The sequence below is a fragment of the Gimesia aquarii genome, assembly GCF_007748175.1.
Taxonomy (GTDB): domain Bacteria; phylum Planctomycetota; class Planctomycetia; order Planctomycetales; family Planctomycetaceae; genus Gimesia; species Gimesia aquarii_A.
Genome location: NZ_CP037422.1, coordinates 4,318,375 through 4,343,150 on the forward strand (window position 1 = coordinate 4,318,375; position 24,776 = coordinate 4,343,150).

General features: G+C 44.5%; 23 protein-coding genes. 8 read left to right on the forward strand and 15 right to left on the reverse strand.

The features are described from left to right. Window positions 1-255: 255 nt before the first annotated feature. Window positions 256-705 (reverse strand): hypothetical protein, encoded by a 450-nt coding sequence (locus tag V202x_RS16355; protein ID WP_145177157.1) that lies wholly within the window; start codon window positions 703-705, stop codon window positions 256-258. 552 nt (window positions 706-1,257) lie between these two features. On the opposite strand from V202x_RS16355, the gene V202x_RS16360 reads away from it, so the two are divergent. Further along, a complete protein-coding gene (locus tag V202x_RS16360) occupies window positions 1,258-2,343 on the forward strand; it encodes a cyclopropane-fatty-acyl-phospholipid synthase (protein WP_145177160.1) in 1,086 nt (361 codons plus the stop codon). Window positions 2,344-2,371: 28 nt separating this feature from the next. Beyond that, window positions 2,372-2,785: a methionine-R-sulfoxide reductase gene (locus tag V202x_RS16365; protein ID WP_145177164.1), complete on the forward strand. Its 414-nt coding sequence runs from the start codon at window positions 2,372-2,374 to the stop codon at window positions 2,783-2,785. 5 nt (window positions 2,786-2,790) lie between these two features. On the opposite strand, the gene V202x_RS16370 is transcribed toward V202x_RS16365, so the two are convergent. The 4 genes from V202x_RS16370 to V202x_RS16385 form a co-directional block, all read right to left on the reverse strand. After that, entirely contained in the window at window positions 2,791-4,410 is a 1,620-nt protein-coding gene (locus V202x_RS16370) for a protein adenylyltransferase SelO (protein WP_145177167.1), read from the reverse strand. Between the two features lie 182 nt (window positions 4,411-4,592). Continuing rightward, complete coding sequence (locus V202x_RS16375) at window positions 4,593-6,224, reverse strand: hypothetical protein (protein ID WP_145177171.1); 1,632 nt, start codon at window positions 6,222-6,224, stop codon at window positions 4,593-4,595. A 44-nt stretch (window positions 6,225-6,268) separates the two neighbouring features. Continuing rightward, window positions 6,269-7,183, reverse strand: coding sequence for an ABC transporter ATP-binding protein (locus V202x_RS16380; RefSeq protein WP_145177174.1), 915 nt, complete (start codon window positions 7,181-7,183; stop codon window positions 6,269-6,271). 20 nt (window positions 7,184-7,203) lie between these two features. Then, window positions 7,204-7,653 (reverse strand): GntR family transcriptional regulator, encoded by a 450-nt coding sequence (locus V202x_RS16385; protein ID WP_145177177.1) that lies wholly within the window; start codon window positions 7,651-7,653, stop codon window positions 7,204-7,206. Between the two features lie 257 nt (window positions 7,654-7,910). Between V202x_RS16385 and V202x_RS16390 the strand changes: the two genes are divergently transcribed. After that, complete coding sequence (locus V202x_RS16390; protein WP_145177181.1) at window positions 7,911-9,158, forward strand: hypothetical protein; 1,248 nt, start codon at window positions 7,911-7,913, stop codon at window positions 9,156-9,158. A gap of 66 nt (window positions 9,159-9,224) precedes the next feature. On the opposite strand, the gene V202x_RS16395 is transcribed toward V202x_RS16390, so the two are convergent. Beyond that, entirely contained in the window at window positions 9,225-10,424 is a 1,200-nt protein-coding gene (locus V202x_RS16395) for an aminotransferase class V-fold PLP-dependent enzyme (RefSeq protein WP_145177184.1), read from the reverse strand. 462 nt (window positions 10,425-10,886) lie between these two features. On the opposite strand from V202x_RS16395, the gene V202x_RS16400 reads away from it, so the two are divergent. Next, window positions 10,887-11,552 (forward strand): response regulator transcription factor, encoded by a 666-nt coding sequence (locus tag V202x_RS16400; protein WP_145177187.1) that lies wholly within the window; start codon window positions 10,887-10,889, stop codon window positions 11,550-11,552. A gap of 279 nt (window positions 11,553-11,831) precedes the next feature. Continuing rightward, a complete protein-coding gene (locus tag V202x_RS16405; protein ID WP_145177190.1) occupies window positions 11,832-12,215 on the forward strand; it encodes a rhodanese-like domain-containing protein in 384 nt (127 codons plus the stop codon). Between the two features lie 141 nt (window positions 12,216-12,356). Here the strand turns inward: V202x_RS16405 and V202x_RS16410 are convergent, their stop codons facing one another. From V202x_RS16410 to V202x_RS16425, 4 genes are all read right to left on the reverse strand, one after another. Then, window positions 12,357-12,626, reverse strand: coding sequence for a BON domain-containing protein (locus V202x_RS16410; protein ID WP_197992926.1), 270 nt, complete (start codon window positions 12,624-12,626; stop codon window positions 12,357-12,359). Window positions 12,627-12,733: 107 nt separating this feature from the next. Beyond that, window positions 12,734-13,222: an Hsp20/alpha crystallin family protein gene (locus V202x_RS16415; protein ID WP_145177196.1), complete on the reverse strand. Its 489-nt coding sequence runs from the start codon at window positions 13,220-13,222 to the stop codon at window positions 12,734-12,736. Window positions 13,223-13,527: 305 nt separating this feature from the next. Continuing rightward, window positions 13,528-13,740 (reverse strand): carbon storage regulator, encoded by a 213-nt coding sequence (locus V202x_RS16420; RefSeq protein WP_145177199.1) that lies wholly within the window; start codon window positions 13,738-13,740, stop codon window positions 13,528-13,530. Beyond that, window positions 13,712-14,062, reverse strand: a complete 351-nt coding sequence (locus V202x_RS16425; RefSeq protein WP_145177202.1) for a hypothetical protein — start codon at window positions 14,060-14,062, stop codon at window positions 13,712-13,714. The genes V202x_RS16420 and V202x_RS16425 overlap by 29 nt, the downstream gene beginning before the upstream one ends. A 420-nt stretch (window positions 14,063-14,482) precedes the next feature. On the opposite strand from V202x_RS16425, the gene V202x_RS16430 reads away from it, so the two are divergent. From V202x_RS16430 to V202x_RS16440, 3 genes are all read left to right on the forward strand, one after another. Beyond that, on the forward strand, window positions 14,483-15,934 hold the full coding sequence (locus V202x_RS16430; RefSeq protein WP_145177205.1) for a PAS domain S-box protein: 1,452 nt from the start codon (window positions 14,483-14,485) through the stop codon (window positions 15,932-15,934). Window positions 15,935-16,156: 222 nt separating this feature from the next. Further along, window positions 16,157-17,563, forward strand: a complete 1,407-nt coding sequence (locus V202x_RS16435; protein ID WP_145177208.1) for a magnesium chelatase — start codon at window positions 16,157-16,159, stop codon at window positions 17,561-17,563. 50 nt (window positions 17,564-17,613) lie between these two features. Continuing rightward, entirely contained in the window at window positions 17,614-19,314 is a 1,701-nt protein-coding gene (locus V202x_RS16440; protein WP_145177210.1) for a hypothetical protein, read from the forward strand. A gap of 115 nt (window positions 19,315-19,429) precedes the next feature. On the opposite strand, the gene V202x_RS16445 is transcribed toward V202x_RS16440, so the two are convergent. From V202x_RS16445 to V202x_RS16465, 5 genes are all read right to left on the reverse strand, one after another. After that, window positions 19,430-20,158: a hypothetical protein gene (locus tag V202x_RS16445; RefSeq protein WP_145177213.1), complete on the reverse strand. Its 729-nt coding sequence runs from the start codon at window positions 20,156-20,158 to the stop codon at window positions 19,430-19,432. A 445-nt stretch (window positions 20,159-20,603) separates the two neighbouring features. Next, window positions 20,604-21,005 carry a hypothetical protein gene (locus V202x_RS16450; RefSeq protein WP_145177216.1) on the reverse strand — a complete coding sequence of 134 codons (402 nt, stop codon included), beginning with the start codon at window positions 21,003-21,005 and terminating at the stop codon, window positions 20,604-20,606. A gap of 86 nt (window positions 21,006-21,091) precedes the next feature. Further along, a complete protein-coding gene (locus V202x_RS16455) occupies window positions 21,092-22,204 on the reverse strand; it encodes a DUF1559 domain-containing protein (RefSeq protein ID WP_145177219.1) in 1,113 nt (370 codons plus the stop codon). A gap of 143 nt (window positions 22,205-22,347) precedes the next feature. Then, the gene (locus tag V202x_RS16460; protein WP_145177222.1) at window positions 22,348-23,646 is read right to left on the reverse strand and encodes a tetratricopeptide repeat protein; all 1,299 of its coding nucleotides are present in this window, start codon (window positions 23,644-23,646) and stop codon (window positions 22,348-22,350) included. Beyond that, window positions 23,643-24,677: a hypothetical protein gene (locus V202x_RS16465; RefSeq protein WP_145177225.1), complete on the reverse strand. Its 1,035-nt coding sequence runs from the start codon at window positions 24,675-24,677 to the stop codon at window positions 23,643-23,645. Before V202x_RS16465 ends, V202x_RS16460 begins: the two co-directional genes overlap by 4 nt. Window positions 24,678-24,776: the final 99 nt, after the last annotated feature.

Here is a 24,776-nt window from a genome sequence, read left to right on the forward strand (position 1 = left end):
TATGAAATACACTAAAATCACGAATCTTTTGAGTAGTCAGACAGATCGTCTCAAAAGAATTCTTGGCGTACTCTATGCTACCTTGATAAGTGTCTCGCGAACAGGCAATGTTCTAGTGTTTTGTGGAGTTCGTGGTATGCCAATGAGGATGATTATAAAACAAAATAATGCGATGCGTATGACTGATCGTTCACACATTTTCAATTATGTCAAATATGTGATAAGCGATCTAGTCTGAGTTAAGCACTCAGAAAGTTAGTCTGCGGCACCGATATCATTGTTGAAAGCGTCTTGAACCAATCGACGTTCGTGTCGCTGGTGTGCGATGTAGCAAGAGATCCAGTCACGCAAGTCGTGTCGTAATTCACCCGCTATCTTTTTGAGAGGACGTGCCGCCTGCATGCGGGTTTGCAACTCTTTTAACTTAACCAGTAGTTCACAGCGTTCCTCATATAAATTTTTGACCTGTGCTTGCCAATTAGGCTGCTCCTCAAGCACTTCCTCCATATAGCCACCTTCATCTTGTAACTCAAATTCACGGGGCATTGTTTTCAATAGCGTATCCAATACTTCGGAGATCCATTTCCAGGCCCCTACATCTCCATCGGCTTCCTCCAATAAATCCAGTAAGTCACCAAGAAGAATGTATTCTAAGGCCGAGATATCGATTAATGTGTTATTTCCAATGTGTGAATTTCTGGCCATAAAGAAGCCCTCCTTAATTTTGGTAAGATGCCCGTTCGGAATGAACACCATCTTTTTTTGATACGAGATTGCTATTCGTAGGCAACTCCTGTTTTAATCTTGTTTGATTAATGAGAAGTGAAATGAGAATGCTTTGAACTGATGTTACTAATTTAACATCCGAGGGTAAAAAGGTCAAAAAAACTTTTGAATCTGGTATTCCGACATAAACGTAACATCATCTATCTCATCTCTTTATCTGAAATCGTAAATAGAAGCAAACACCTTTGTAGAACAGGGTTTATAGGTCCGTTTTTTCGCATTCCCAAAAATGATCTTTTTCAAGCTACTACTGAAACAAAACTCATCAAAAAGCGTCGTAATATCTCATTTTAAGTCTGTCTTAATCGCCTACAATTTTAGAGAGGCCAAACGACAATTCTAGAATCATGGTTTTGCATTCGATACACTGAAGGCAGAACACAGTGGAAATCGGAATATTGAAAATTGCTAATTCAAAATCGCATATCGTTAACTCAAGTTTGAGTTGTTTCGTAGACAGGACTAAATAACATGCCCACAACAACTGGTATGAAAGGTGGTGGTTACTACGACGCTAACTCGAAAGAACAGCGCTCTGCCTCTGATGCATTTCTTCCCTGGCTCGAAGAAGCAATTGCCGCGTTACCTGCGCCGGACTCGAATCAGCAATCATGGAATTTTCTTGATATCGGCTCTTCGGAGGGAGCCAACGCCATCCATGCTATGAAGCATCTGATTGAAACAGTACGTCGTCAATCTGACCTGCCTGTCTGGGCTTTGTTCGACGATCTCCCCACGAACGATTTCAATCAGCTGTTTTTGAACCTCTTTCCTGCATCGTCCCCTCGCCTTTCCGCAACCAACGTCTATATCGCAGCCATCGGGGGATCAGCGTTCGGAAGACTAGTTCCTCCCCAAAGCCTGCACCTGGCTACCACGTTTAATGCCATCGGCTTTTTTGAAACCCGACCGGCAGCCAAGCTGCCACACTTTATTCTGCCGATGCAGCCCAATCCCCATGCACCACGTGAGGGAGTCGAAGTTTCAGCCAGTGAACTGATCCCCTTCCAGAATCAGGCCCATCAGGATCTATGTCACTTTTACACCGCACGAGCTGACGAGCTGGTTAGTGGTGGTAAGCTTCTGGTTCAGATCTTTGGGAGAAACGAAACTCATTCTACCGGTCACGGACTCATGGATGTGCTCAGTGATGCGTTACTGGATTTCGTCGAAGCAGATATGTTACCGCGCAGTTTTTATGAAAGTTTTGTTTTCCCCGCTTATTATCGCGATATTGAAGAACTAATTGCTCCCATCCGGAACAAACCAGAACTAGCAGCCGCCTATCGTATCGAACATGCAGATTCACGCGATGTCCCGGTGCCTTTCAACACTGCTTTTGCCACTACCAATGATCGGGAAACCTGGGCGCACAGCTATACCAGTTTTCTGCGAGCTTTTTCAGAACCGGTACTTGCAGCTGCGCTGCCGGACGAGTTGCTCAAGGGAAATATCATCGAGAAACTTTATCAACGCATGGAACGTCTGCTTATGGATCATCCACAGCGATACGAGTTTCATTTTATCTCAATTGCCACCTTGCTAACGCGAGTCTAACAAAAACTTTGAAAGAGAAACTGGATTCATGGAGTCATTCGAACAAAAATATAATGAACTCACACCTGAGGAAGCCCGTGTCATCCTACATAAAGGGACCGAGCATCCCTTTGTAGGAGAATATACAAACCTCAAAGAAGCGGGCACCTTCATCTGCCGACAATGCAACGCGCCCTTATATCGAAGTGAAGACAAGTTTGAGAGCCACTGTGGCTGGCCCAGTTTTGATGATGAACTCCCCGAAGCCGTCGAACGCCTTCCCGATGCCGATGGTTCTCGCACAGAAATCATCTGCCATAACTGTGGAGGCCATCTGGGGCACGTCTTCCTCGGCGAACGCATGACCGAAAAAAATACGCGGCACTGTGTGAACTCCATCTCGCTGAAATTCATTCCCGCTGGTCAGACCCTGCCAACCGTCATCAAAGAAAATCAAACCTGAATCTGCTATGAACTACAAGAGAGCATAGAACAACCGGCTCTGCTGCGCGCCCAATCAGGGCGTTTCGCAGCATACTGGTCCTGGTCTGGCTGCTCGTCGTACGGATGTCGCAATAACTCAAGCAAATCATTGACCATGGAAAAATCGCCCTGCTCTGCTTTATCAATCGCCAATTGTGCCAGATAGTTCCGTAACACGTACTTTGGATTGACACGGTTCATCTTTTCTCGTCTGGCGATATCAGACAATGATTCATGGCGGAGTCGACTTTGGTAGCCGCGAATCCAGTTGCATATCTTTGCGCGAACTTCCCCAACTACTTTTTCAGGCTCGTAATAGGCATCCATTAATGGGGCGAGTAACTCCATTTCATCGGCAACTTCTTGATTTCCATTTTCTGTTTCTAACAACGACAATTTGCGGAAGAAAATGGTCATATCTGTTTCAACTAACTGTAAAATCTCTGTGAGTTCTTCAAACATCTTGAGATCGATCTCAGGCTGAAAAGAACTCAGACCCAACTTCGATGTCATCATCGATTGCCAGCCCTGCTCAAAACGGTCTGAATAAACGTCGAGCGCCTGTTGTAACGGCTCAGCATCTTCAATCAATGGATGCAGGGCATTCGCTAATCGCACAAGATTCCAAAGTGCAATCTGTGGCTGGTTCCCAAATCGGTACCGCCGCCCTGAAGCGTCAGTCGTGTTGGGAGTCCAGTTCGGGTCGTAACCTTCCAGCCAACCATAGGGTCCATAATCGATGGTCAAACCAAGGATCGACATATTGTCTGTGTTCATGACGCCGTGCACAAACCCGACACGCATCCAATGCACTATCATCTCCGCAGTACGACGGCAAACTTCTTCAAACCAGTGCAAGTAGACGTCACGACTCGGCTCGCCAAGATGCGGAAAATCGGTTCGAATTGTATAGTTGACCAGTTTACGCAGTGTTTCGATATCACCACGGGCCGCAAATATTTCATAATTCCCAAAACGAAGGAACGACGGCGCAACACGGCAGACAACGGCACCAGGTTCAAGTTTGGGATGTCCATCATAAAACATATCTCGTTCGACCTGCTCACCCGTTAACACCAAGCTCAAAGCACGTGTCGTCGGAACTCCCAGGTGAAACATGGCTTCACTACACAGAAACTCGCGAACTGAAGAACGCAGGACTGCTAAACCATCTGCTGTACGCGAATAAGGAGTAGGACCAGCTCCCTTCAGTTGCAAGGTCCAATGTTCTTCTCGTTGATTAAGCACTTCTCCCAGATTAATGGCCCGCCCATCTCCCAATTGACCTGCCCAGTTTCCAAACTGATGACCGCCATAACACATGGCAAACGGTTCCATGCCCTCCAACACATGATTTCCGGCGAAAACCGCAGCGAACTGATCAGACTCCGAGGGATCTATTTGCAGATCCAACAGATCAGCGACTTCTTTTGAATAAGCAACTAACTGAGGTTGAGCCACCTCAGTGGGCATCACAGACGAGTAGCAGGACTCTGTGACTTGCCGACGAAAATTTTTTGTCTCGAGATCGGCCGGCAACTCCCGTGTAAATTGGTTATCGAACTGCAGCTCATCCAGACGTCGGGTCGTTTGTTGATTAGTCATAACAAGATTGAATCGCTCAGGTGGGCTCGTGAAAAGGTATGCATCTCAAAAACTATTCAGATAGCATTATGTTAAGTAACATCTCGTACTATTATAGGCAACCTCTTCATAGAAACACGGCCTTGTTAAAAGAAAAAAAATTCTTTGAGCTTAGAAAGACTCTATTTTGATGCTTTATACGTTTACACTTCCAACCGCTGAGTTTTTCGAGAAGACAAAAAAGCAGTCAACAATATAATTATACCAATCATTCCAAAAACGAGTGGAAAATGAAAACTGGTAAGACTGAATTCCCCATTTCTTTCAGCATTGAAGAGATTGTTGTAAATAAAGATGGGATCATAATCAGAGATTGTAGGAATCGATTCCATGACCATTGAGCCAATAAAAAAGAAGGAGAGCGCGACCACAGCCCCTCGCACTGGCTTTTTCCACCAGCAGACTCCCAAAACCGCCAGTGAATACATCATTGAATGCAACACTGGGTAACAGGCGATATAAGACCAGCTTAAAAAATTCGTGTTATAGAAAGTGGTTTGGGAAGAATTCTGTAGAAGTGAATTCCAACTGACTAAAATTGTAGTCCCATCCAAAACCATCAAAACGGCAAAGAGTCCCACAAAATACTTAAACCAGAACCAGCGGTTGATCGAAATGGGTCGGGACATCCAGAAATGCCCCAAACCAGGTGCAAGTTCGGCAGCAAAGATCCCTGAACCGACTACAGTCGCCCAAAGTATTCCCACAATCCACATTGCCGAAGGTAGACTATAAGCAGTCAGCACCACAGGCCTCCCATCGGAAGGCCCCATGGAAAGGATATTCGCGATTGCCATCACACATGCTAAGACCAGCCCCGCTAATGCTAACGGGACAGTCTGTCGTAAATTAATCCAGATCAGTGAAGACGACTCTCTTCGATGGGGAAAAGAAATCCAGGAAAACAAGGGCATCCAAATCCAGCGACGCTTTCGATGAGAAATCAAACCAGTTCTCGTTCCATACCGTCGCGTAAACCAGTATGCCAGACCAGACAAAATGATGAGATTCAGAAACAAGGGTATCCAGATCCGATTCGCAAGATCGAGATCACTGAAACTACCCTGTCCATCCCCGTACCCATAAAAAATCACCATTGATTGGGGAAACAGAGCACCAATCCAATCTTGCAGGTGGGTAAAACCAGAAGATTGTAACATCATCCTCGCTTCTGTTGGAAAGATCCATGCAAAAGCGACTGCCGCCCCTATAAATCCAATGTGTACTTCGCGACGCCGACGTGCACCGATCACAGCCAATATCAGGAATAAAGCCATAGACTGAACGATAGCGATACTCGTTATCTTTGCCAGTAAGATCACAGCAGCGGTGACGGACAAACTAGGGAGTTTTGTGATCGCAAAACCAGACGGAAATCCTTCCGCACGTGCAGGGACTTGCTCCAGCACTCCACTAGCTAACAAAACAGCAAGAATCAAAGCACCTAACAAGATCGGTCCTACTAAAGAAAAAACGGCAAAACCCAATCTGACCGTTGCTATTTTCTGAAGTGAAACAGGCAGAGATAAAGATAAAGAAAGTGTCTGATGCGTGACCTCACTTAAACACACCCGCATGGCAAGAAAGACAGTCATAAACAGACTATAGACTAGACAGATCGATCCAAATCGGGCCACTGGTGTGCGATAACCGAAGGTGCTTTCATAAGTGACTACATAGAGGACACCACATAAAATCCAAGCCAGGCAAACGAAAAGTATTCGCTTTTTCTCCTGCCATTCCTTCCAGAGCAGAGATTGTAAAACCAAATCCATAAAACTGAACCTTTAATCTATCACTCGCAAAGTACCTTATTTCGTTATACAACAACCGGCGTACCTGATTGCGGCCAAGCCTGAGTGCGACCGATAACAAACGCTTCAAATATCTCATCGAGACTTAAGTCGACAACTTCATGATCAACTCCCAATTCGGTTAAGTGCTCCACAAAGTCTGCTGCACCGTCAATGGTCACAGTGAACTGATCTTCAAACCGCTGGACATCGCGCAGACCTTGGGGCGGTAACACTTGGGATATGCCATCAGAAGTCAAAACAATACGTTTGACTTCACTACGTAGTGTTTCTGTCGATGACTGGCGGATGATTCTGCCACCATCGAGAATTGCTACTGTGTCAGCGACTGCTTCGACTTCATCAAGTAAATGCGAACTAAATAGAACCGTTCGACCGGCAGCCTGTAAATGTTCGATCAAATCACGATTGAATTCTTTGCGGGCAATCGTATCGAGTCCTAACGCAGGATCATCCAGAATCACCACATTGGGTTGATGTGCAAGTGCCAACGTTAAACCTAGTTTGACATTTTGTCCTTTGGAAAGCTGTTCAATCCGTTGATGTCGAGGAATGTGAAATCGTTCCAGATAATCGTCGGCTAATTCCTGATGCCAGGCAGGATAAAATGGAGTAAGAAAATGACAAAGTTCAACTGGTGTCATCCAACCATACATGGTTTGATCTTCAGCCAGATAACCGACGCGGCGACGTAATTCAATCGCATCTCGGGTCGGGTCACAGCCATCGATTTCCATTGATCCACCATCTGGTTTCAATAAACCAAGCAGCATACGAATCATTGTTGTTTTCCCAGCCCCGTTTCTGCCCAGCAGCGCCAAAGTTTCACCACGAGGAATTTCCAACGAAACATTTTCAAGTACAACATTTTTACCAAACGTTTTGTGAAGTTGCTGAATTTTAATGGCTGTCTCTAACATGAACGGCTCCCGATGAATGATTAAGCTGTATTGGATTCTGTTTTGATCTTTTGCCGGGTAATAGCTTCCGCTTTGAGCTCTCGTTTTGCATCAGCAATCGATGTTGTCAAAAATTTTCGTAGTTCAGTCGCCGTAAGACCCAATAAAACTCCACGATGGACGACTGCAGAAAACTCTAGTTGAAATTGTGCACGTTGCTCAGCGAGTTGCTGGGCATTTTCTGTCACAGCAGATTGTGGCAACACAAAGGTTCCTTCTCCGTGACGCATCTCGACCAATCCCTCGACGGATAGTCTCTCGTAAACGCGTACTACAGTGTTGACATTGACGGCCAGTCTTTGCGCCAGCTTCCTTACGGAGGGTAGACAATCACCGGGTTTCAACGTCCCTGAAAGACAATGGGCTTGAATTTGCTCCACAATCTGCCGGGAGATCGGCGTGGAGGAACCTCGTTCAATTCGAATGTGCATAATGAATCCCCTCAAACAGTACACAGTACTATAACAGTAATATTTTTCGAGTCAACACATTTCTATTAACAGGGAAGACGCTGATGCTCTCCGATGGGTGACTCTTCTATATCTTATTTTTGCCTTGAAGAATCAAAGCGAAATCAGCATAGTTAACATAAACAAAAATTGATGCATTCTCAGCAAGCTAATCATTCTTCCTTTACTTTGGCCAGCAGTGATTCGCCAACTTGAGTCAGAAAAACAGGAACTAATGCATGTCTCTCATAAATCGTCGAACCTGGCTCAAACAGGCTTCCATGACATCGCTGCCCTTGTTGATGACGAGCGTCATAAATGCGGCCGAAACCTCTGGGCGCAAAAAATTACCGGTTGCAGCTATCGTTACGGAATATACTCCCAACTCTCACGCCGATGTGCTTGTCGGAAAAATTTTGGAAGGTTTCAAACAACAAGGAGGACCGGGGCCTGATCTCTATCTTGCTTCTTTGTATACAGATCAAGTTCCTGAACGAGATCTAAGCCGTGTGTTGTCCCACAAATATCATTTTCCTATCGCTCCCAAGATTGAGGAAGCAATCACACTTGGATCAAACCAGGTACAAGTGGCTGGTGTATTGAGTATTGGTGAACATGGAACTTATCCCAATACTCCCGATACGAATCAGAAGATGTATCCACGAAAAAGATTCTTTGATGAAATCACAGCCACATTTAAAAAATACAACAAAGCTGTTCCTGTTTTTAATGACAAGCATCTTGGTTACCGATGGCAAGACGCCAAAGAAATGGTTGATACTTCTCACAAAATGGGATTTCCACTGATGGCCGGTTCGTCCTTACCTCTCACATGGAGAAAGCCAGCATTAACATTACCTGCGAATTGTGAAATTGAGTCTGTACTCTCTATTGGTCGTGGACATTTCGAAGCACACGGTTTTCATACACTGGAGGCCCAACAATGTTTGATCGAACGTCGTAAAGGCATAACAGGAGTTACTGCCGTACAAGCAGTTCGCGGCAAACAAATCTGGGAATCAGAACGACAAGGCCAATGGAGCAGGTCAATGTTACAAGCAGCTCTAGATGCAATTCCGAATGTTGCAAAAGGTAACTGGGGGGAGATTCTGAAAGATGACAGTGCATTCTTTCATATCGATCATCAAGATGGCTTGAAAAGTACAGCAGCAATCATCAACAGACTGGGACGACATTATGCTGTTGCTCTGAAACTACGTGGCCAACAGAAACCGATCGCCACCTGGTTCAAATTGGAGTTAACCCCACCATTCGGACACTTTGCCTACTTGCTCAAAGCGATCGAACACATGATTCATACTGGCCAGCCTGCGTATCCGGTGGAACGAACGTTACTGACAACGGGAATTCTGGATGCAGTCATGCATAGCCTGGCCGCCAATGGCAAGCGATTAGAAACACCACAACTGGCTATCAATTATAAATCTGGTGATTGGCCTTTTGCGAACCAGCAAATGAAGCATTAAATTTCAAACATAAGATCGTTACGTCTACAATTTTTTGCCCCCTTATCTCTTAAAATGAGAGATTCTTTACTTCAGCACCTCACACAGACGTTTGGCCAATATGCGAGCGTAATCTGCAGTCAAACAAAGCGGATTGATCGTCAGCAGCCCTTCATGCAATCGTGCATGGCCTACATAAACGGGCGGTGATCCCTGACGCAGTTTTTGGCATACTTCGAAAGCCGTTCCCACGGCTGATTCATCAATTTGAATTTCCAATTGAGGCCACCGCTCGCTACTTTCCGGCACGATCAAATAACAGGTCGCGTTGACATTGGCCAATTCCAATTCTTCTCCGATCATCTCCAGCCAAGATCGGAATTCCAGATTTTGTGCGTCATACGCCCCCGAGACAAAGAGATCTAAGGCAGTCAAAACCGCAACAATTTCCTCTTTAGAAACCTTGAGTGCCCTGCCAATTCCGTGTCGTGGCAATCCTTGAAAAAGCGTGGTATCGATAAAATCAGCCGGAGGCTGCCAGAGCTGGCTATGGTCATCCATATCGAGCATCTGCAGTGCAGCCGAAGAAATCAACTCGCGTGTCCCACACAATAACCCGGTCGACTGTGGACCTCGAATCGCCTTGCCTCCACTAAACGATACCAGATCAGCTCCGGTAGCGGCAATTGCTTTGAGATTAGAGCGGGGAGGCACTTCACCCGCGGCGTCGACCAATACGGGAATGCCATGCTGATTCCCCACTTCGACAACGTCTTTTAAGGCAGGCAGCGAATCTTCCGCATGTACATACACAATCCCTGCTGTATTCTCTGTGATCGCAGCTGCATATTCCCATTGCTCTGTACGTCGTACTCCCGCATTTGAAACAATCTCGTTGAACCCCACTTCAACCAATCTGGCTCCGGAAGCCCGAACGGCATGGTCATACCCACTTCGCTGCTCTCGTGCAATGATAAATTCATGTGGAAAATGTTCACAATGAGGAAGTTGCTCCATCCGACGTAAATCATGTCCAGCAAGTATCGCGGCCGCTCCCAAAGTCAGTGCGCCAGCCGATCCCGAGGTAACCAGACCTGCTTCAGTCCCGGTATGCTCGGCAATTTTTCGCGAGGCCGCTGCCTGAAGCTGTTCCAGAGAGACCCACTCACTCGCTGCCTCACAAAACGAGTCCAACACTTCAGATGACATGGGTGCGCCACCCAATCGTGTCACACTCCCACAAGCATTAATTATCGGCTCGACTCCCCATTTTCTATAAATATTCATCCTAAACTGTCTTTCTGGGAAAACTCACTGGTGCATGAAAATGAACTATATTTCTTGACGCTGACAATTTAATAAAAGCGGCTTCGACAGAATGAAAACAAGTCTCGATTCCTTGATGTGTCAACAATCAAACGGAAAAACTGCTAGTCATTTAGATTACCGCCATTAATCAATATATGATAGTTAAAAGCGTGATACTCTATCTCAGAAAAAGACCTTTAAAATCGTTGTGATTACAACAGAAATTTCATGCACATCACCACGATCGAAATGTCTTTCTATGATCAACAAGTCCGAGTTTTAAGGGCTCATAATTACACTCAATTGCAACTCTATCAAACAATTTCATCTTATTATGTAATAGAGTATTGACTCGCTACGACAGCCGTTACAATGAACCTAACTCCATCTCTTGTTTCAAGGCAGATATGAAGTCAGAATATGGCCTAAAGGGCAATAGTAATGAGCCAATCAAATCAGCATAAGACGCGAGTGATGATCGTGGATGATCATCCCATCGTCAGAGAAGGCTATTCGCGCCTGATTGAACGACAGGATGATTTAGAAGTTTGCGCTGAAGCAGACAGTAAGGTTGATGCGATCAAACAAATCATAAACGATCCGCCTGATCTCATCATCGTGGATATTTCACTGAAAGATGGTAGTGGCCTGGAATTGATCAAGGATATTAAATCCCAATTCAAACAGATTAAAATGCTAACCGTTTCAATGCACGATGAAACTCTGTTTGCCGAGCGATCCATTCGCGCAGGTGCTTTGGGATATATCAACAAACAACAGGCTCCAGAGCAATTGATTAAAGCGATTTACCGAGTTCTGGAAGGGAAAGTCTTTTTAAGTTCCACTGTCACAGAACGTATGATTTGCCGTTCTATCGGATCAGATAACTACACAGACCAATCACCTATCGAAAGTCTCTCAGACCGAGAACTGGAGGTCTTCGAACAAATTGGGGAAGGAGAAACAACACGTCAAATTGCTCACAAACTGAATCTGAGCCCCAAGACGGTTGAAACCTACCGAGAAAATATCAAACATAAGCTGAACCTGGAAAATGCGACTGCATTGACCAGACATGCCATCCAATGGGTTCTTGAAAAAAACTGAATACGTTTCCCTCCCCCGCTCGAAATCATTAAAAACTTGAGCCCCCTTGTCATAACCCGAATCATTATTGCATCGGTCCAGAATCATACTACCACTAGGAAAATCCCCCATAGCGACCTGAGAATTTTACCCGAGAATTTTCACGCGATCGACCTGATAGTAGTCTACTCCTTTCTTGTATTAAAATAGCTCTCACTAAATCGGCATTCTGTTTTTCTAAAGAGGCACAAAAATTGTCTGATGCCAGGCAGCTTGCCATGATTATGTGAGGTTGAGCCGATGGTGACTATCAGCCGGAGCGAATTACAAGGGCTCCTGAAGTCGTGTCCCAATTCAAAACTCATCGAAGTATTACCTGAAACCGCTTATAAAGAGTTTCACTTGCGAGGAGCCATCAACATTCCGCTGGATGATCATTTTGAAGAGAAGACCCTGAAAGCAATTCCTGACAAAAAACAAACCATCATTGTCTACAGCTTGAATTTTGAATGTAAAAGTTCAGAACAGGCAATCCAGCGCCTTCGGAAAGCGGGTTACAAGAACATTTATGATTATGAACCAGGAAAAATTGATTGGAAAGCGGCTCAACTCCCCATCGAAATTGGCCTTCAACGATCGAACGCATTAGAGAAGCAACAAGGCTTTCTCTCTTTTGTTGAATAAGTGACTTTATTCACTGCATGCTTTCGGAGTTCAGCTCATCGAAAGTATGCTGGCACACACCCAATGCTACGGGTGAAGACGAAACCTGGTGCGTGCCAGCATCCGACTTGTTCAACTAATAAACCTTCTGTTTAACTATCATTAAAAATGTCCTGCATATCCGTCTTCTACGATCAGATTATTAATGACAGACCTGACCTCATTTATTGAGAGAACTTGAGTCTGGGCAACCTGCTTTAAGAAATAGGTAGGGACTTGTCCTTCGAGGCGCACGACGTTCTGTTCTACCGCAACTCTAATATGAGACAAGGCGTCATACCCCGTTGATCGTAGAACCCGCTTAATCCGTGCGATGAGTTGATGTTCTGGATTGGGGGGTAATACAATTCGCGCTTCTTTTTGCAGCTCCACAATGCTCTCCTTAGTCGTTCATTTTGTAGATCACAGAGGTAAAAAGGTGCACCATAGATGAACCTCTATGGCACACCATCTTTATCAAAGCGACTTCCAGGTATGCTTTAAAATTTGGGTTTCACAGTAATTTTGTGTGGCTTACTCAAATTCGATTTGGGTAATGAAATTGTTAAGACCCCATTGTCGCATTGCGCCTCAACCTGATCACTGTCCACTTCGCAAGGAAGCGTCATCGACCGGGAAAAACTGCCACTCGAACGTTCGATCCGATGATAAGTTCTCCCTTTTTCCTCTTTCTCTTCTTTTCGTTCCCCTGTGATTAACAGAGTATTTCCTGTGACCTCGACCTCAATTTCTTCAGGTTGAATGCCGGGAACATCCATTCTCACTTCAATTTCATTATCGGTTTCAGACATATCAAGTACTGCATCAAAAGCTTGTGTTAGTCCTCCCTCACCTGAAAAACGGCTTAACAAATTATCCATCTCATTACGTAGTACCCAGAAAGGTGCACGACTCCCAAATGGTCCAGATCGAATGATGGATTGCTCTGGCCTTGAAACTGTTCCCTTAACGGCTTGTGTAACTGCCATCGAAATTTTCTCCTTAATTAAAAGAAACCATCAAGATACAACAGGCTGTTCCAAAAAAGTACAGCGATCCTTGTTCTCCTTGTATACTCAAAGCCAACTCAAACTCTTATTTTTAAACATGAAAGAAATTTCTGCTCAACTCAAATGTATCGTAGCAAACTAAAACAAGTTTTAAATCGGAGTTTCTGCCAAAAACTGATGCAGGATTGTACTTATATTAACCTCAGGAAACTCCCGATAAGGGAAGAAACTCGCCCCCTTATATCACCGGTGAAAAAGAACTCACTTAGGTTGAAAGCCACCAACTAAAAAGTGATCTGATCCAGCTTCTCATCCAGATCAGAGGAATCCTGATCTTCTACTGTCTGCTTTAAAGGAATCTCATTTCGCCGTATCGGGATATGGGTGGGACAGTCAATTCCCAATTTTACTTTCCCTCCCCGAATCTTGACTACCGTTAAAATAATATTGTCAGCGATTCGAATCTGTTCATTGATCTTTCGAGCTAAAACAAGCATGGCATTCTTTCCGTGATGGGGAGGTTCGCAACATTTGATTCTGACAACAATAACGTGCTAAAAATGCCAGACGTTCTAATGTGTTCCGTTCAAAATGGTAGACCCGGTACCAGCTACCTAAATCTAAAAAATCCAGATTAGCAGCCAAAATCACTCGTACTAATTCGTCATGAGTCATTTGACGAATTTGTTCGTTCGACAAATCAGCAATCAGGGTCTGATCTAACGCCTCGTCCCGCTCTACCCACAACGTTTTATTCTCAAATCGGGAATCATTCTGCGTGTTTTTTAAAGCAGGCCCTCTTCCTGTGGTTTTCATCATCTTGTCTTCCTGGAATGAGAGTTTTCATGGAACCTAATCCAATTCTAAAAAACATCCCTGCCAGTGAATGGTCACAAGACTCGCTCACATTGAAATTTAAATTCAATGTATCAGGCGTGATCCACATTTCATCATGAAAATTTTTGCCAGTGTATGTTAAAATCGTGTTAAAGTCTCACGACTAACTTTGTTACACAGCTTTTTTAATGAGCTCTTAACTGATTATCACATTACCGAAGCTATTGAATTTCGAAAACCGGAAATTCGACCAAACTCAAATAGGGAAATTCCCTAGGTATCAAATAGAGAAACAAGGATTGCTCCGGCATTTACTTATTCAAAAGCGTTGGTTATGTTGCGGAGTGCTTCGAGATCCAGAACTATTTTTTGGAAACCACATCCAGAAACGAGATCAGTGTCATGTACGAAACACAAAGCTTACCAGTGTTACTAGTAGAAGCAGATCCGGAATCACGTTCACAAATTACACAAATTCTCGCAGATGATCATTACCGGGTTGACATTGCTGAAACGATCGCTCAGATGCTGGATCGTGATAACTGGTCCGATTATTTTTTGATCATCCTTGAACAAGAACTACCAGACGGGAGAACTGACGAACTCCTTCCCAAGCTACAGAAGTTAGCCCCCAATGCAGAGTTGATGATTATCACTGCGCAGTCCAGAATTGAGAATGTCGTCATCGCTTTTCGAAATGAAATTGCTGACTATTTCGTGAAACCCATTGATCCGGATTTGTTTCGTTCCTCATTAAAACGGATTCTAGAAAAGCAGAGCGTGTCCAGTGAATTACGACAAATACAGGCACAACTCAAGGCGATTGTGGAAACGGCCATTGAAGGGGTCGTCACCATTGACCACAACGGGTTAATCACTTCTTTTAATCCGGCAGCTGAAAAAATGTTTGGATACTCAGCAAATGAAATGATTAACAAAAATGTCAGTTTACTGACCCCTTCACCGACTCGAGAGCATCATGATGAGTATATCGCACGTTATCTGGAGACCGGGGAATCAGATATTGTTGGGATGAGACGTGAATTGAAAGCCTGCCATCGAGATGGAACTATCTTCCCCATTGAACTCTCAGTCACCGACCTACCTCAATTCGGCATCTTTGCAGGAATTATTTCTGATATCAGTGAACGCAAACAGGCAGAACAGAAACAGGAAAAATTGACGAAAGCGATTGCAATGGCTGGACAACAGGAACGTCGCCAACTGGCTAATATTCTGCACGATCACCTGCAACAATTACTGGTCGGAGTACGAATTCATTTAGATATTGCAAAGAAAGATGCTTCTGTCGAGGCAGTAAAGCAGACTCTGGTTCGCGCAGATGAATTACTGAGTCAAGGCATTGAAGTCACTCGCTCGTTAACGGCTGAGTTAAACCCGGTCATTCTACACGAGGAAGGCCTGGTAACAGCGCTCGAATGGCTATCCCAAAATATGAAAGAACGTTATAACTTAGATGTCAAGTTGGATCTTGACCGTCAGGCGAATTCTTCTAATGAGCTGATAAATATCATCTTATATGAATGCATCCGCGAATTGTTGTTTAATGTGGTAAAGCATTCTCAAACAAATCAGGCATTTGTTCGAATGAGTCTCCTCTCGGAACAGAAAATTGAAATTGTCGTTTCGGATGAAGGAATTGGCTTTGATCCCAAACAGCTCGACCAGCAGATCTCAGAAGCCAGTGGAATCGGTCTCAGTAACATCGAGTTTCGCTTATCACTGATCAAAGGTAAGTTTTGGCTGGAGTCTGCTAATGGTAATGGAACAGTTGCACGGATTATTGCCCCATTTGAATTAAGAGATGCCAAAATACAGAATGAAACACCATGAGCTAAATAAGCCCCTGCTGTGTATCTCTCAATTTTTCTGAAATTGCAATCTACTGAACAATCGCACTATAGTTTATGGGCCAGTTTCGTCTATCATTACTTAACTGATTCATCCGACTGAAAATTGCATGATCAGTTTCAGAAATTTGTAGATTCTCAATCTGCAAACAGCTAATAATTATTCATTAACTATTACCAATAAATCTTAAGATAAGCAGGCTTTATGAACCGCCCTACTAATCTAGCTGAACTCCGTGAAAGCGGCTGGAAAAGCAAAACTGTGAAACGTGAGATCTATGATAATCTGATGCACGCTTTACAAGACAGCGATGAATTATTTCCCGGAATTATTGGTTATGACAGTACCGTCATTCCTGATATAGTCATGGCTCTGCTCTCTGAGCATGATATGCTGTTCCTGGGTGAGAAAGGACAAGCCAAAAGTCGCATCATGCGATTGCTAGTTCGCTTTCTAGATCCGGAGATTCCCTATCTTGATGTTCCGGACTCTCCCGTCCACGATGATCCTTACCAGCCCATCACCAGCACTGGGCGGACATTTCTGGAAAATACTCCAGACCATGAAGTCCCTATTGGCTGGTGGTCTCGTGAAGATCGATATGCAGAACGTCTGGCCCCTGGAACCAAGTTTGCCGATGTGATCGGTGAAATCGACCCTGCGAAACTGGCGCATGGCGAAAGTATGTCTGCTGAAAGTGCGCTACACTTTGGATTGATCCCTCGCATGCATCGCGGCATTTTTGCCATGAATGAACTGCCCGAACTGGATGAACTCGTGCAAGTTGGACTGTTTAATATCCTGGAAGAACGCGATGTACAGATTCGTGGTTATCCCATTCGCTTCGATCTGGACATGCTGATTCTGTTTTCGTCCAACCCGTCGACCTTCAATCGTAGTGGAAAAGTGATTCCACAGTTGAAAGACCGCATCGGTTCAGTCATACACACTCATTATCCACATGAGCGCAGCTTGGGCATCGAAATTATGGAACAGGAAGCGGCCGTTGACCTTGAGGGTGATGTACCTGTTGTCGTTCCCTACTTTATGCGTGAAATTATTGAACAGGTTACCGTCGCTGCGCGAAGTTCCAAATACGTTGATCATGATTCTGGAGTTAGTGCTCGTTTCAGTATCGCCAACTATCGCACAATGGTGGCTTCCGCGCGCAGACGCGGCGCGGTCCTCAATGAAAAACCAGCGGTACCCCGCATCAGTGATTTGGGGCACCTCTATTCTTCGTCTCTGGGAAAACTGGAACTCGACATGATGGGTGCCAACCAGATGTCCGAACGTCAGGTACTAGACTCCATCATTGCACAAGCAATTCAGGATGTCTTTCAAGAATATATTGTCGAACATGGACTGGCCGAAATTAGCGAAATCTTTTCTCAGGGAATTAAAATTGAAGTCGGAGACATGTTACCCTCCTCACAATATGCGGACCGCCTGAAACGAGTGCCCCCTATCTGGGATAAAGCATTCGAAGTCAATGCATCAGGCGATGAAGCAATTCGCGCCGCTTGTATTGAATTTGTATTAGCCGGCTTGTACGCCAACAGCAAAATTTCACGCTCACAGGATCATGGTCGAATCGTGTACGAAACCTGATCTCTCCTCTAATCCAAATATCTTCTCTTAAGAGAGATCGAGACTAGATTATGACTGACAAACGACTCACAGGCGGAATCATTCACACCTACCAGAAGTACGACCCCAAACGATTCCCTGATCCGACAGAGCCTCCCCCCGATCTAGTCTCGCCCGCCTTAAATCATATGATGTATTATGGTTCGATGCGGGAACTGACAGAAGAGGAACTTGCACGAGCGATTCATCTCGATCCCAGCCAGATTGCCGGTCTGGGACCCAGCTTGGATGCACTGATGGCGATGCTGGAAGAACGGAAACGGCATATACTGGAAACTTATGAAACAGATGGTGTACGCAAAAAAGCGCGCCGCCGCTATCATGACTATGCGAAACAGATCAAACCTCCGCGCCGTCTCAAAGAGTTTTTCCACCAGGCAGTTCGAGAAGAACAAATTTATGACCTGGAACGCATCTGGTATAAAGCCGATGATGACCATAGTCCGTTTGCTCAAGGTTTGGTTCAGTTAATAGATCGCTTAGGAGACAAATACGAAATTGACGAGTTGGCAGCAAAGTATCATTTCACAGGTCGAACTTCTCTGACGATTCCTGAGGCACTGGAGATCAAAGCGGAACTCGAAAAAATAGACGAACTGTTAAAACAACTGGAAGAAGCGCGTGAAACAGCGCAAATTGCCATCATTGACATGGAGGCACTTTCGGAATTTACACAACCCGGTGATCTCGAAACGCTATCACAGTTACAAAAACAAGTTCGAGACCTGTTACGTGAAATGGCTGACCAGCAAGGTCTGGAATTTTCCAAAGGCCAGTTTAAACTCACTCCCAAAGCTTATCGCCTATTCCAAAGTCGTATCTTGGAACGAATTTTCAGCGAATTACAAGCATCGCGCACGGGACGGCACTCTGGCCCCGTCGTCGGCGAAGGTGCCGTTGAGTTGCCGAGTACGAAGCCATACGAATTCGGTGATTCAGTCTCCAACATGGACATCACGCAATCATTCACCAATGCAATTCTGCGTGACGGTCCAGGTTTACCGATTCGCTTGAAATCTGATGACCTGGTGATTCATAAAACGCAAAACTCCCCCAAATGTGCCACGACCGTCCTGATGGACATGAGTGGTTCCATGCGTTACGAAGGGCAATATGTCAACGTCAAGCAGATGGGGTTGGCACTGGAGGCTTTGATTCGCGGCGAATTTCCAGGTGACTATCTGCAATTCATAGAGATGTACACGTTTGCCAAACCACGCACTACCGGTGAAATTGTCGAACTGATGCCCAAACCAGTGACGATCTTTGATCCTGTTGTCCGCTTGAAGGTGGATATGAGTGATGAAAAAATCAGCGAGCAGGTCGTGCCACCGCACTTCACCAACATCCAACACGCCCTGCAACTCTCTCGACATTTTCTTGCGTCACAAGACACACCCAATCGACAAATCATCCTGATTACTGACGGATTACCAACGGCTCACTTTGAAGGAGAAATGCTCTATCTCCTTTATCCACCTGATCCGCAAACAGAAGCCGCCACAATGCGCGAAGCCCATTTATGCCAACGCGAAGGCATCACGATTAACATCTTCCTGATCCCAAGTTGGTCTCAATCCAGCGAAGACATCCAGTTCGCCCATCGCCTGGCCGAAGCCACTCAGGGCCGCGTTTTCTTCACCGCAGGCCGTGATTTAGACCGTTACGTCGTCTGGGATTACGTTTCACACAGACGTGATATCATCGGCTAGAAACAAATCATTTTAATAATTCAACAAAATCAATAGAACGCCACTGCTGAGTTATCAGCAGTAGCGATTTCTGGTGTTTAATTCTCTCAGGCGAGGCCGAAAGAATTATTGAATCTTATGTGGGTCCAATAGTAGATACGTCTACGTCAAGAGTAGATAAATCAGAGCCACCTTCAGTTGCCTCAACCCAAGTATTCCCCGTCAATCTCAATCGATCCCCGGTCGATAAAGTTATAGGAAACGATTTTTTGTACGAGAAATTATGGTTAAAATATGGCTGCTGTGGGTCGAAACTATCCAAAACATTTCCTGCACCGTCTTTCACACTTACTTCATCAGTTGAAACATTGAAGCTCAGAACTGTGGTTCCATTCTTCCGAACATTCAACTCCGATAGACTATGCGAGTCTCCTTGAGATGTAAAATGGTAAGTTACATGGACGGTTGTCGTAGAACTTCCACCAGTTTCATGCAACAATTCGTACTCAGCATCGTAGTCCACACCAGAAGCATCATCAGATGTCGTACTGCTCATACTGAAATCGACAACTTCTTGCTCATCAACGTTCGAACCACATGTAACATTGTAGGAGGCAGTTCCACATGAAGCTCCATAGGCTGCCCAATACTGATCAGACACTCCATGAGTGCCAATTATAGAATCATTAGTTGTTCCGGTTTCGGTTGCTCCGGGATCTCCAGTACAGGCCGAAGAGACAACATCAACTTGTCCAGAAATCATTCCCCAGATATCACCCGGGTCTGCGAATGCTTGCGCTCCCGTCCAGATGCAGGTCACCGCAAACACCCCCACATAGACACTTAATTCTCGAAATCCAATCATAGATACTCTCCTTTGACAAAACGAAAGTAGTTCGCAAGACGCAAAACAGTTCCTGCGAGTTGACTGGTCGTATGCTACATTAAAAAAATGAACATTCTGTTACAGTGACATGAATATCAGATAACAAATTATCATTTCAAAAATAAATAATTTGATCAAAACCGAATTTCTCCAAGGACACAGGATAAATAGGGCTATTTACACATTGAGAGAAAACAAATTAAGCGTCAATTGCACCTCGTCTTACAGCTTCGAGCTGAGAATCTCTTGTACTGGTTACGAGCCATTGACAAACTGGAATTCAAGCACAACTGCTTGATTCCGTTGAAAACCAAATATTGCCTCCTGGTTATCTGCTGCAATATAGATTTTTGTGATTTGCCAATGAATGAGAACCGACATTTGTTATTTCGAATAGAGCAAATGGTTCTAAGTAAGCATGATACTAACCAGGAAGAGGTGCCTCCTTAATTTTCCACTCGTCTCCTTCGCGCTGTAGTTTCCAAGTCATTTTTGTTTCTGTTTTCTCACTGGGTTTTTCTTTTACAACTTTGTCTCTTTCTTGTGAAGACACATAGCCTCCCAAAATTTTTACAGGAACAATTGCTTCATCTCCATTGATCTCGGCTCCCCCATCAACAACAAACACATACTTACCGTAATCCTTTCGATTTTTAGGGGCCGCTCCGGAAATGAAAGCAGCCTCAAACATTTCATCACTGCCAATAGAATCACCAAGCCCCATCACATGTGCATAGACATCTTGTTCTACTGAAGGTTTAACCTCTGCGCCACTTCCACAGCCAACCAACAGACCAAAAAGGAAACATAATATCATATTTTTCATTTTTTATTCTCTTGTTATTTGTTGTCTAAAAAAAGTACGCTACAAACAAATTCTGAATGTAGCGTATTCATGAAGCTCACATTTTTTTAAAATTCACCAATGGTCTCTTCATTGCGAATTGTGTTTAAAGGTCGCCAGATAGCTGCATTATCAACATTATCGCTGATGAAACGCACGGCGCCATCTGCCAATAATGCATTCACACCACCTGTATGGTAACTGCGTGCGGCAGCATAAACATCAGCAGTTGTCCGATCTTCAGTACAATTCAGAAACGGGTTGGTATCTGCTGGGATATTCGTATCACAGGCAGCAAGAATGTCAGGTACTTTTGCATTGGGGTTATTGAAAGCGGTAAAAATGGTCGCTCCCATTGCCGGTGAGAGCCAGACTCCCCGGATATCAGTACTGGTACCAGAAGCAAAACCATCAGTGCCCACAATTTCACTAATAGCTACTGTATTGCTCATGCCGTCAACAAAATCGCTATCTGTCATTCCTTTGCCCTGTTGGAACAAGTCACCAGAGCCTCCAGAAGGAATAGCAACTTCCTGTTGAGTTGAGAAGTAACAACCAAAGGCTCCTCGTGTTGTACGAGATTCCCAGGAAAGCATATTACCTGATCCCCAACTGGCAGCATAATTATTCCCTTTGGCTAATGCTTCCAAGCCGTAAGTTCCATCAGAGAACTGAGAATTATCTTGAGGTGCTGAAGGACAGTGATTAAATGCCGGCAATCGCTGACGACCAATATGAGCAGGAGCTAGCCATTCACAATGGTCCCAAGGATTACTCGTGCCATCAGTTCTCGCTTTTAAATTATCACCACAGGTTTTGATCTGGTCCCACAAACCAGGTTGTTCCATGTAAGGTAAAAGCATGACTAACCAGTGAAATCCGAATTCATTCTGGCCATTTTGCCAACCCCCGGTTTGAAAACGGTTTCCCGATTCATCGTAGCATACATAACCTGGCGGAAACGCACCAAAGGTATCGAGATGGTTGTGTAATGCCAGGCCATATTGCTTGAGATTATTCTTACACTGTGAGCGTCTTGCTGCTTCACGCGCTTGTTGCACAGCTGGCAATAATAGTGCAATGAGAATCGCAATAATCGCAATCACGACTAGTAATTCAATTAATGTGAATCCTCTACGGTGTTCTTGTTTCGTCTCTTTCCGAAAACGTTGACGATACATGTACTTACTCCTGATTAAAACAATAAAAACGATTAACAACGCCCTCTATGAGTAATAGGGCTTGAAATACTTCTGTCACTAAGTTCACAATATACATTCACATTCAGAGCATATTTTCTACAACAGTTCCTGTTGTATTTGGATCACGGACTTCCATGACGCCAGACGCTCAAGCAACCAAAATGCTGTTGTTGCAAAGAGCCAATCAGTTTCTTACCAGATGTTTCGTAATGGGTCGGATTGAGTACCATCGCCTGCTGAGCATGTTTGTGTGCTTTTGCTGTTTGTTGAGTATCTTCATAAAACTGTGCGAGTAAAAAGTGTTGGTCCGCCGTGGGAGCCAATAACAACGCCGATAAATACGCATTTTCTGCTGCTTCATAGTTCCCTCTTTTCCTTTCAGCAAATGCAATCCCTTTCCAGGCAGAAACAATTCCCACCTGTTGCTGCTCTGATTTTGGCAACTTTTGCCAGGCTTTGAGTGACCGTCGAAAGTATCGTTCACTATTCACCCAGTTTTCCTGATGTTGATAAATGTTTCCCAGTAACTGGAGTGTGAGTGGACTGGTCGATGATTTATCAGACCATGGTTCTAATAGTCTGATCGCCTTTGTAGGTTGTCCCAGTATGGTATGTAACCGGGCTGCATGATATGTCTGCTCTTCACTAGGAACCGGTCGTAGTTTCATGAATGCTAAACTTTGCTCAAGATCGTAACAGGCTCGATCAAGATCATGGGCAACATCACCGGCAGATTTGCTATCGATTTCCGCCCAGGGAGACAATACAGTCACTTCGCGTGTTAATCGTCGTGCATCACCTAACCGACCGCTGGCTATATATTCTTCAATATTGGTCACGACTTCATCAACTCGCGATTCAACATAGAATGTAGGTACCACCAGAGCCGTCAATAACGCGAGAAACCAGACCAATGCTCCCTTGCTCTTTATTTGAGTCGTTTCTTGCGTTAGTACTAAATTCCCCACTACTAACAACAAGGAGGTCATTACAAAAAAAGCCACCGTAGGGCGCAAAACGAGTGATTCCCAGGCATCACCGCCGCTGAAAGTACTGCTTGACTGAGCATTGTTGACAGCCTGAATTAGGATGATCAATGTTCCTATAAAAAACAGAGACTGCACAAGAAGAAATAATTGAAAACGACGACGTTTTAATTCAACACACACCCATTCAGATAAGAGCAAAGCCAATGGCAACATACAAAGTAAGCTGACAATGATAATATCGGAACGCACATAAGGCAGACTCAAGCCTCCTGCACTATGTATATTTTGTAACCACCAACCAGCCAGACAAGTCAAAAGAATCGCAAACAGGAAAGAAACCGTTCTGTCCCTGCTTCGGTTGACATGATCTGAAGTATTGAACTCATAATAATCCTTTAATGGATTCAAAGTTGCCGTCTCGCGATTATTCATGCTGTTTTTGGCCTCCGCGATTTCCAAATGAAACCATCATACGCATAATGTAAAAAGGCCATCATTAAATTTATTGTAAGCCAGATTTCCAATAAGTGAGATTCCATCAGCCAGGCCCCCATCCCGAGAATGAGCACAAACACAGTCAGAACAATCCCCCAACGTGGCATCAGTCGTTGAAAAAGCTGTGTAGTTGCTTTTCCTGTTTTTTTTGTTCGATCAACAGACCAACTGACAATGGCTAAATATTCAATAGAATGAAAGAGTGCGGAAGCAGTCGTTAACACAAGTAACAGCATTGGGCTTCTGACAGCCACAGCCCATAACATAGACAAATAGAGCGTCATCACGCTTGTAAAGTACAGACACCGCCCCAATGTTTGTGGTTTGAGCTGCCAGAATTCTCGTAGAATCATGCTCACCGGAATCACGGCAATCAGGTAGTCCAGCATCCCCCAACCCTGATTTGCTGCGGCTCCCATCGAGGCCCAACTCGCAATGCGAAATGTCACATACAACAGAAACCCTCGCATCAGCCATTTATCGATGCGCGATCGTTTGAGTGAAATACCACCGGTTTTACGACCATAAATCCGATAGATTCCATGATGCTGCGCTGCGAAATGCCAGGCATTCCAGATATAATCAATCGTCAGCAAACAAGTCAGTGCACCGGTTGAAATTTTTACTGCTAGAGGCGCTGATATCAACAAAACCGTCACCATAATATATTTTGTTTTATTAGCCTGTAATCGATCACGTTCGAGAAAAAGCAACGCCGGTGTGATCCAGCGGTGAGGTGTTGTAATAAAATAAACCTGCCAGAAGCTAATGCCACTTTGCGTTTCCAAACCTCCCAGCCACTGAAGTAAGACCAGTAACGGCCACCCCAAATTCGCTAAAAAAATGAGATCATACTTGGGATCAACGAGCCAGGCATCCTTGATTGCTTCTCGAAAATTCTTCGTTACAGCCTCTGATCGCTCAGAAGTTGTTTGCGGTAATAATGTTGTCTGGGAAATTTGTGACATAAAAAAAGCTGCAATAACGTTTGATTATTGCATTAAAAAATGGAATTCCAGGGTGAGGTTATAAAGCAATTCCACAACACAAGTGCCACGTCTATCATC

Bases quoted from the DNA above. Each gene is read 5' to 3' on its own strand.
- V202x_RS16390 (WP_145177181.1), top strand. From the start codon at position 7,911: ATGTCTCTCATAAATCGTCGAACCTGGCTCAAACAGGCTTCCATGACA.
- V202x_RS16415 (WP_145177196.1), bottom strand. From the start codon at position 13,222: ATGGCAGTTACACAAGCCGTTAAGGGAACAGTTTCAAGGCCAGAGCAA.
- V202x_RS16405 (WP_145177190.1), top strand. From the start codon at position 11,832: ATGGTGACTATCAGCCGGAGCGAATTACAAGGGCTCCTGAAGTCGTGT.
- V202x_RS16400 (WP_145177187.1), top strand. From the start codon at position 10,887: ATGAGCCAATCAAATCAGCATAAGACGCGAGTGATGATCGTGGATGAT.
- V202x_RS16425 (WP_145177202.1), bottom strand. From the start codon at position 14,062: ATGATGAAAACCACAGGAAGAGGGCCTGCTTTAAAAAACACGCAGAAT.
- V202x_RS16460 (WP_145177222.1), bottom strand. From the start codon at position 23,646: ATGAATAATCGCGAGACGGCAACTTTGAATCCATTAAAGGATTATTAT.
- V202x_RS16395 (WP_145177184.1), bottom strand. From the start codon at position 10,424: ATGAATATTTATAGAAAATGGGGAGTCGAGCCGATAATTAATGCTTGT.
- V202x_RS16465 (WP_145177225.1), bottom strand. From the start codon at position 24,677: ATGTCACAAATTTCCCAGACAACATTATTACCGCAAACAACTTCTGAG.
- V202x_RS16455 (WP_145177219.1), bottom strand. From the start codon at position 22,204: ATGTATCGTCAACGTTTTCGGAAAGAGACGAAACAAGAACACCGTAGA.
- V202x_RS16420 (WP_145177199.1), bottom strand. From the start codon at position 13,740: ATGCTTGTTTTAGCTCGAAAGATCAATGAACAGATTCGAATCGCTGAC.
- V202x_RS16435 (WP_145177208.1), top strand. From the start codon at position 16,157: ATGAACCGCCCTACTAATCTAGCTGAACTCCGTGAAAGCGGCTGGAAA.
- V202x_RS16440 (WP_145177210.1), top strand. From the start codon at position 17,614: ATGACTGACAAACGACTCACAGGCGGAATCATTCACACCTACCAGAAG.
- V202x_RS16445 (WP_145177213.1), bottom strand. From the start codon at position 20,158: ATGATTGGATTTCGAGAATTAAGTGTCTATGTGGGGGTGTTTGCGGTG.
- V202x_RS16450 (WP_145177216.1), bottom strand. From the start codon at position 21,005: ATGAAAAATATGATATTATGTTTCCTTTTTGGTCTGTTGGTTGGCTGT.
- V202x_RS16375 (WP_145177171.1), bottom strand. From the start codon at position 6,224: ATGGATTTGGTTTTACAATCTCTGCTCTGGAAGGAATGGCAGGAGAAA.
- V202x_RS16355 (WP_145177157.1), bottom strand. From the start codon at position 705: ATGGCCAGAAATTCACACATTGGAAATAACACATTAATCGATATCTCG.
- V202x_RS16360 (WP_145177160.1), top strand. From the start codon at position 1,258: ATGCCCACAACAACTGGTATGAAAGGTGGTGGTTACTACGACGCTAAC.
- V202x_RS16380 (WP_145177174.1), bottom strand. From the start codon at position 7,183: ATGTTAGAGACAGCCATTAAAATTCAGCAACTTCACAAAACGTTTGGT.
- V202x_RS16370 (WP_145177167.1), bottom strand. From the start codon at position 4,410: ATGACTAATCAACAAACGACCCGACGTCTGGATGAGCTGCAGTTCGAT.
- V202x_RS16385 (WP_145177177.1), bottom strand. From the start codon at position 7,653: ATGCACATTCGAATTGAACGAGGTTCCTCCACGCCGATCTCCCGGCAG.
- V202x_RS16430 (WP_145177205.1), top strand. From the start codon at position 14,483: ATGTACGAAACACAAAGCTTACCAGTGTTACTAGTAGAAGCAGATCCG.
- V202x_RS16365 (WP_145177164.1), top strand. From the start codon at position 2,372: ATGGAGTCATTCGAACAAAAATATAATGAACTCACACCTGAGGAAGCC.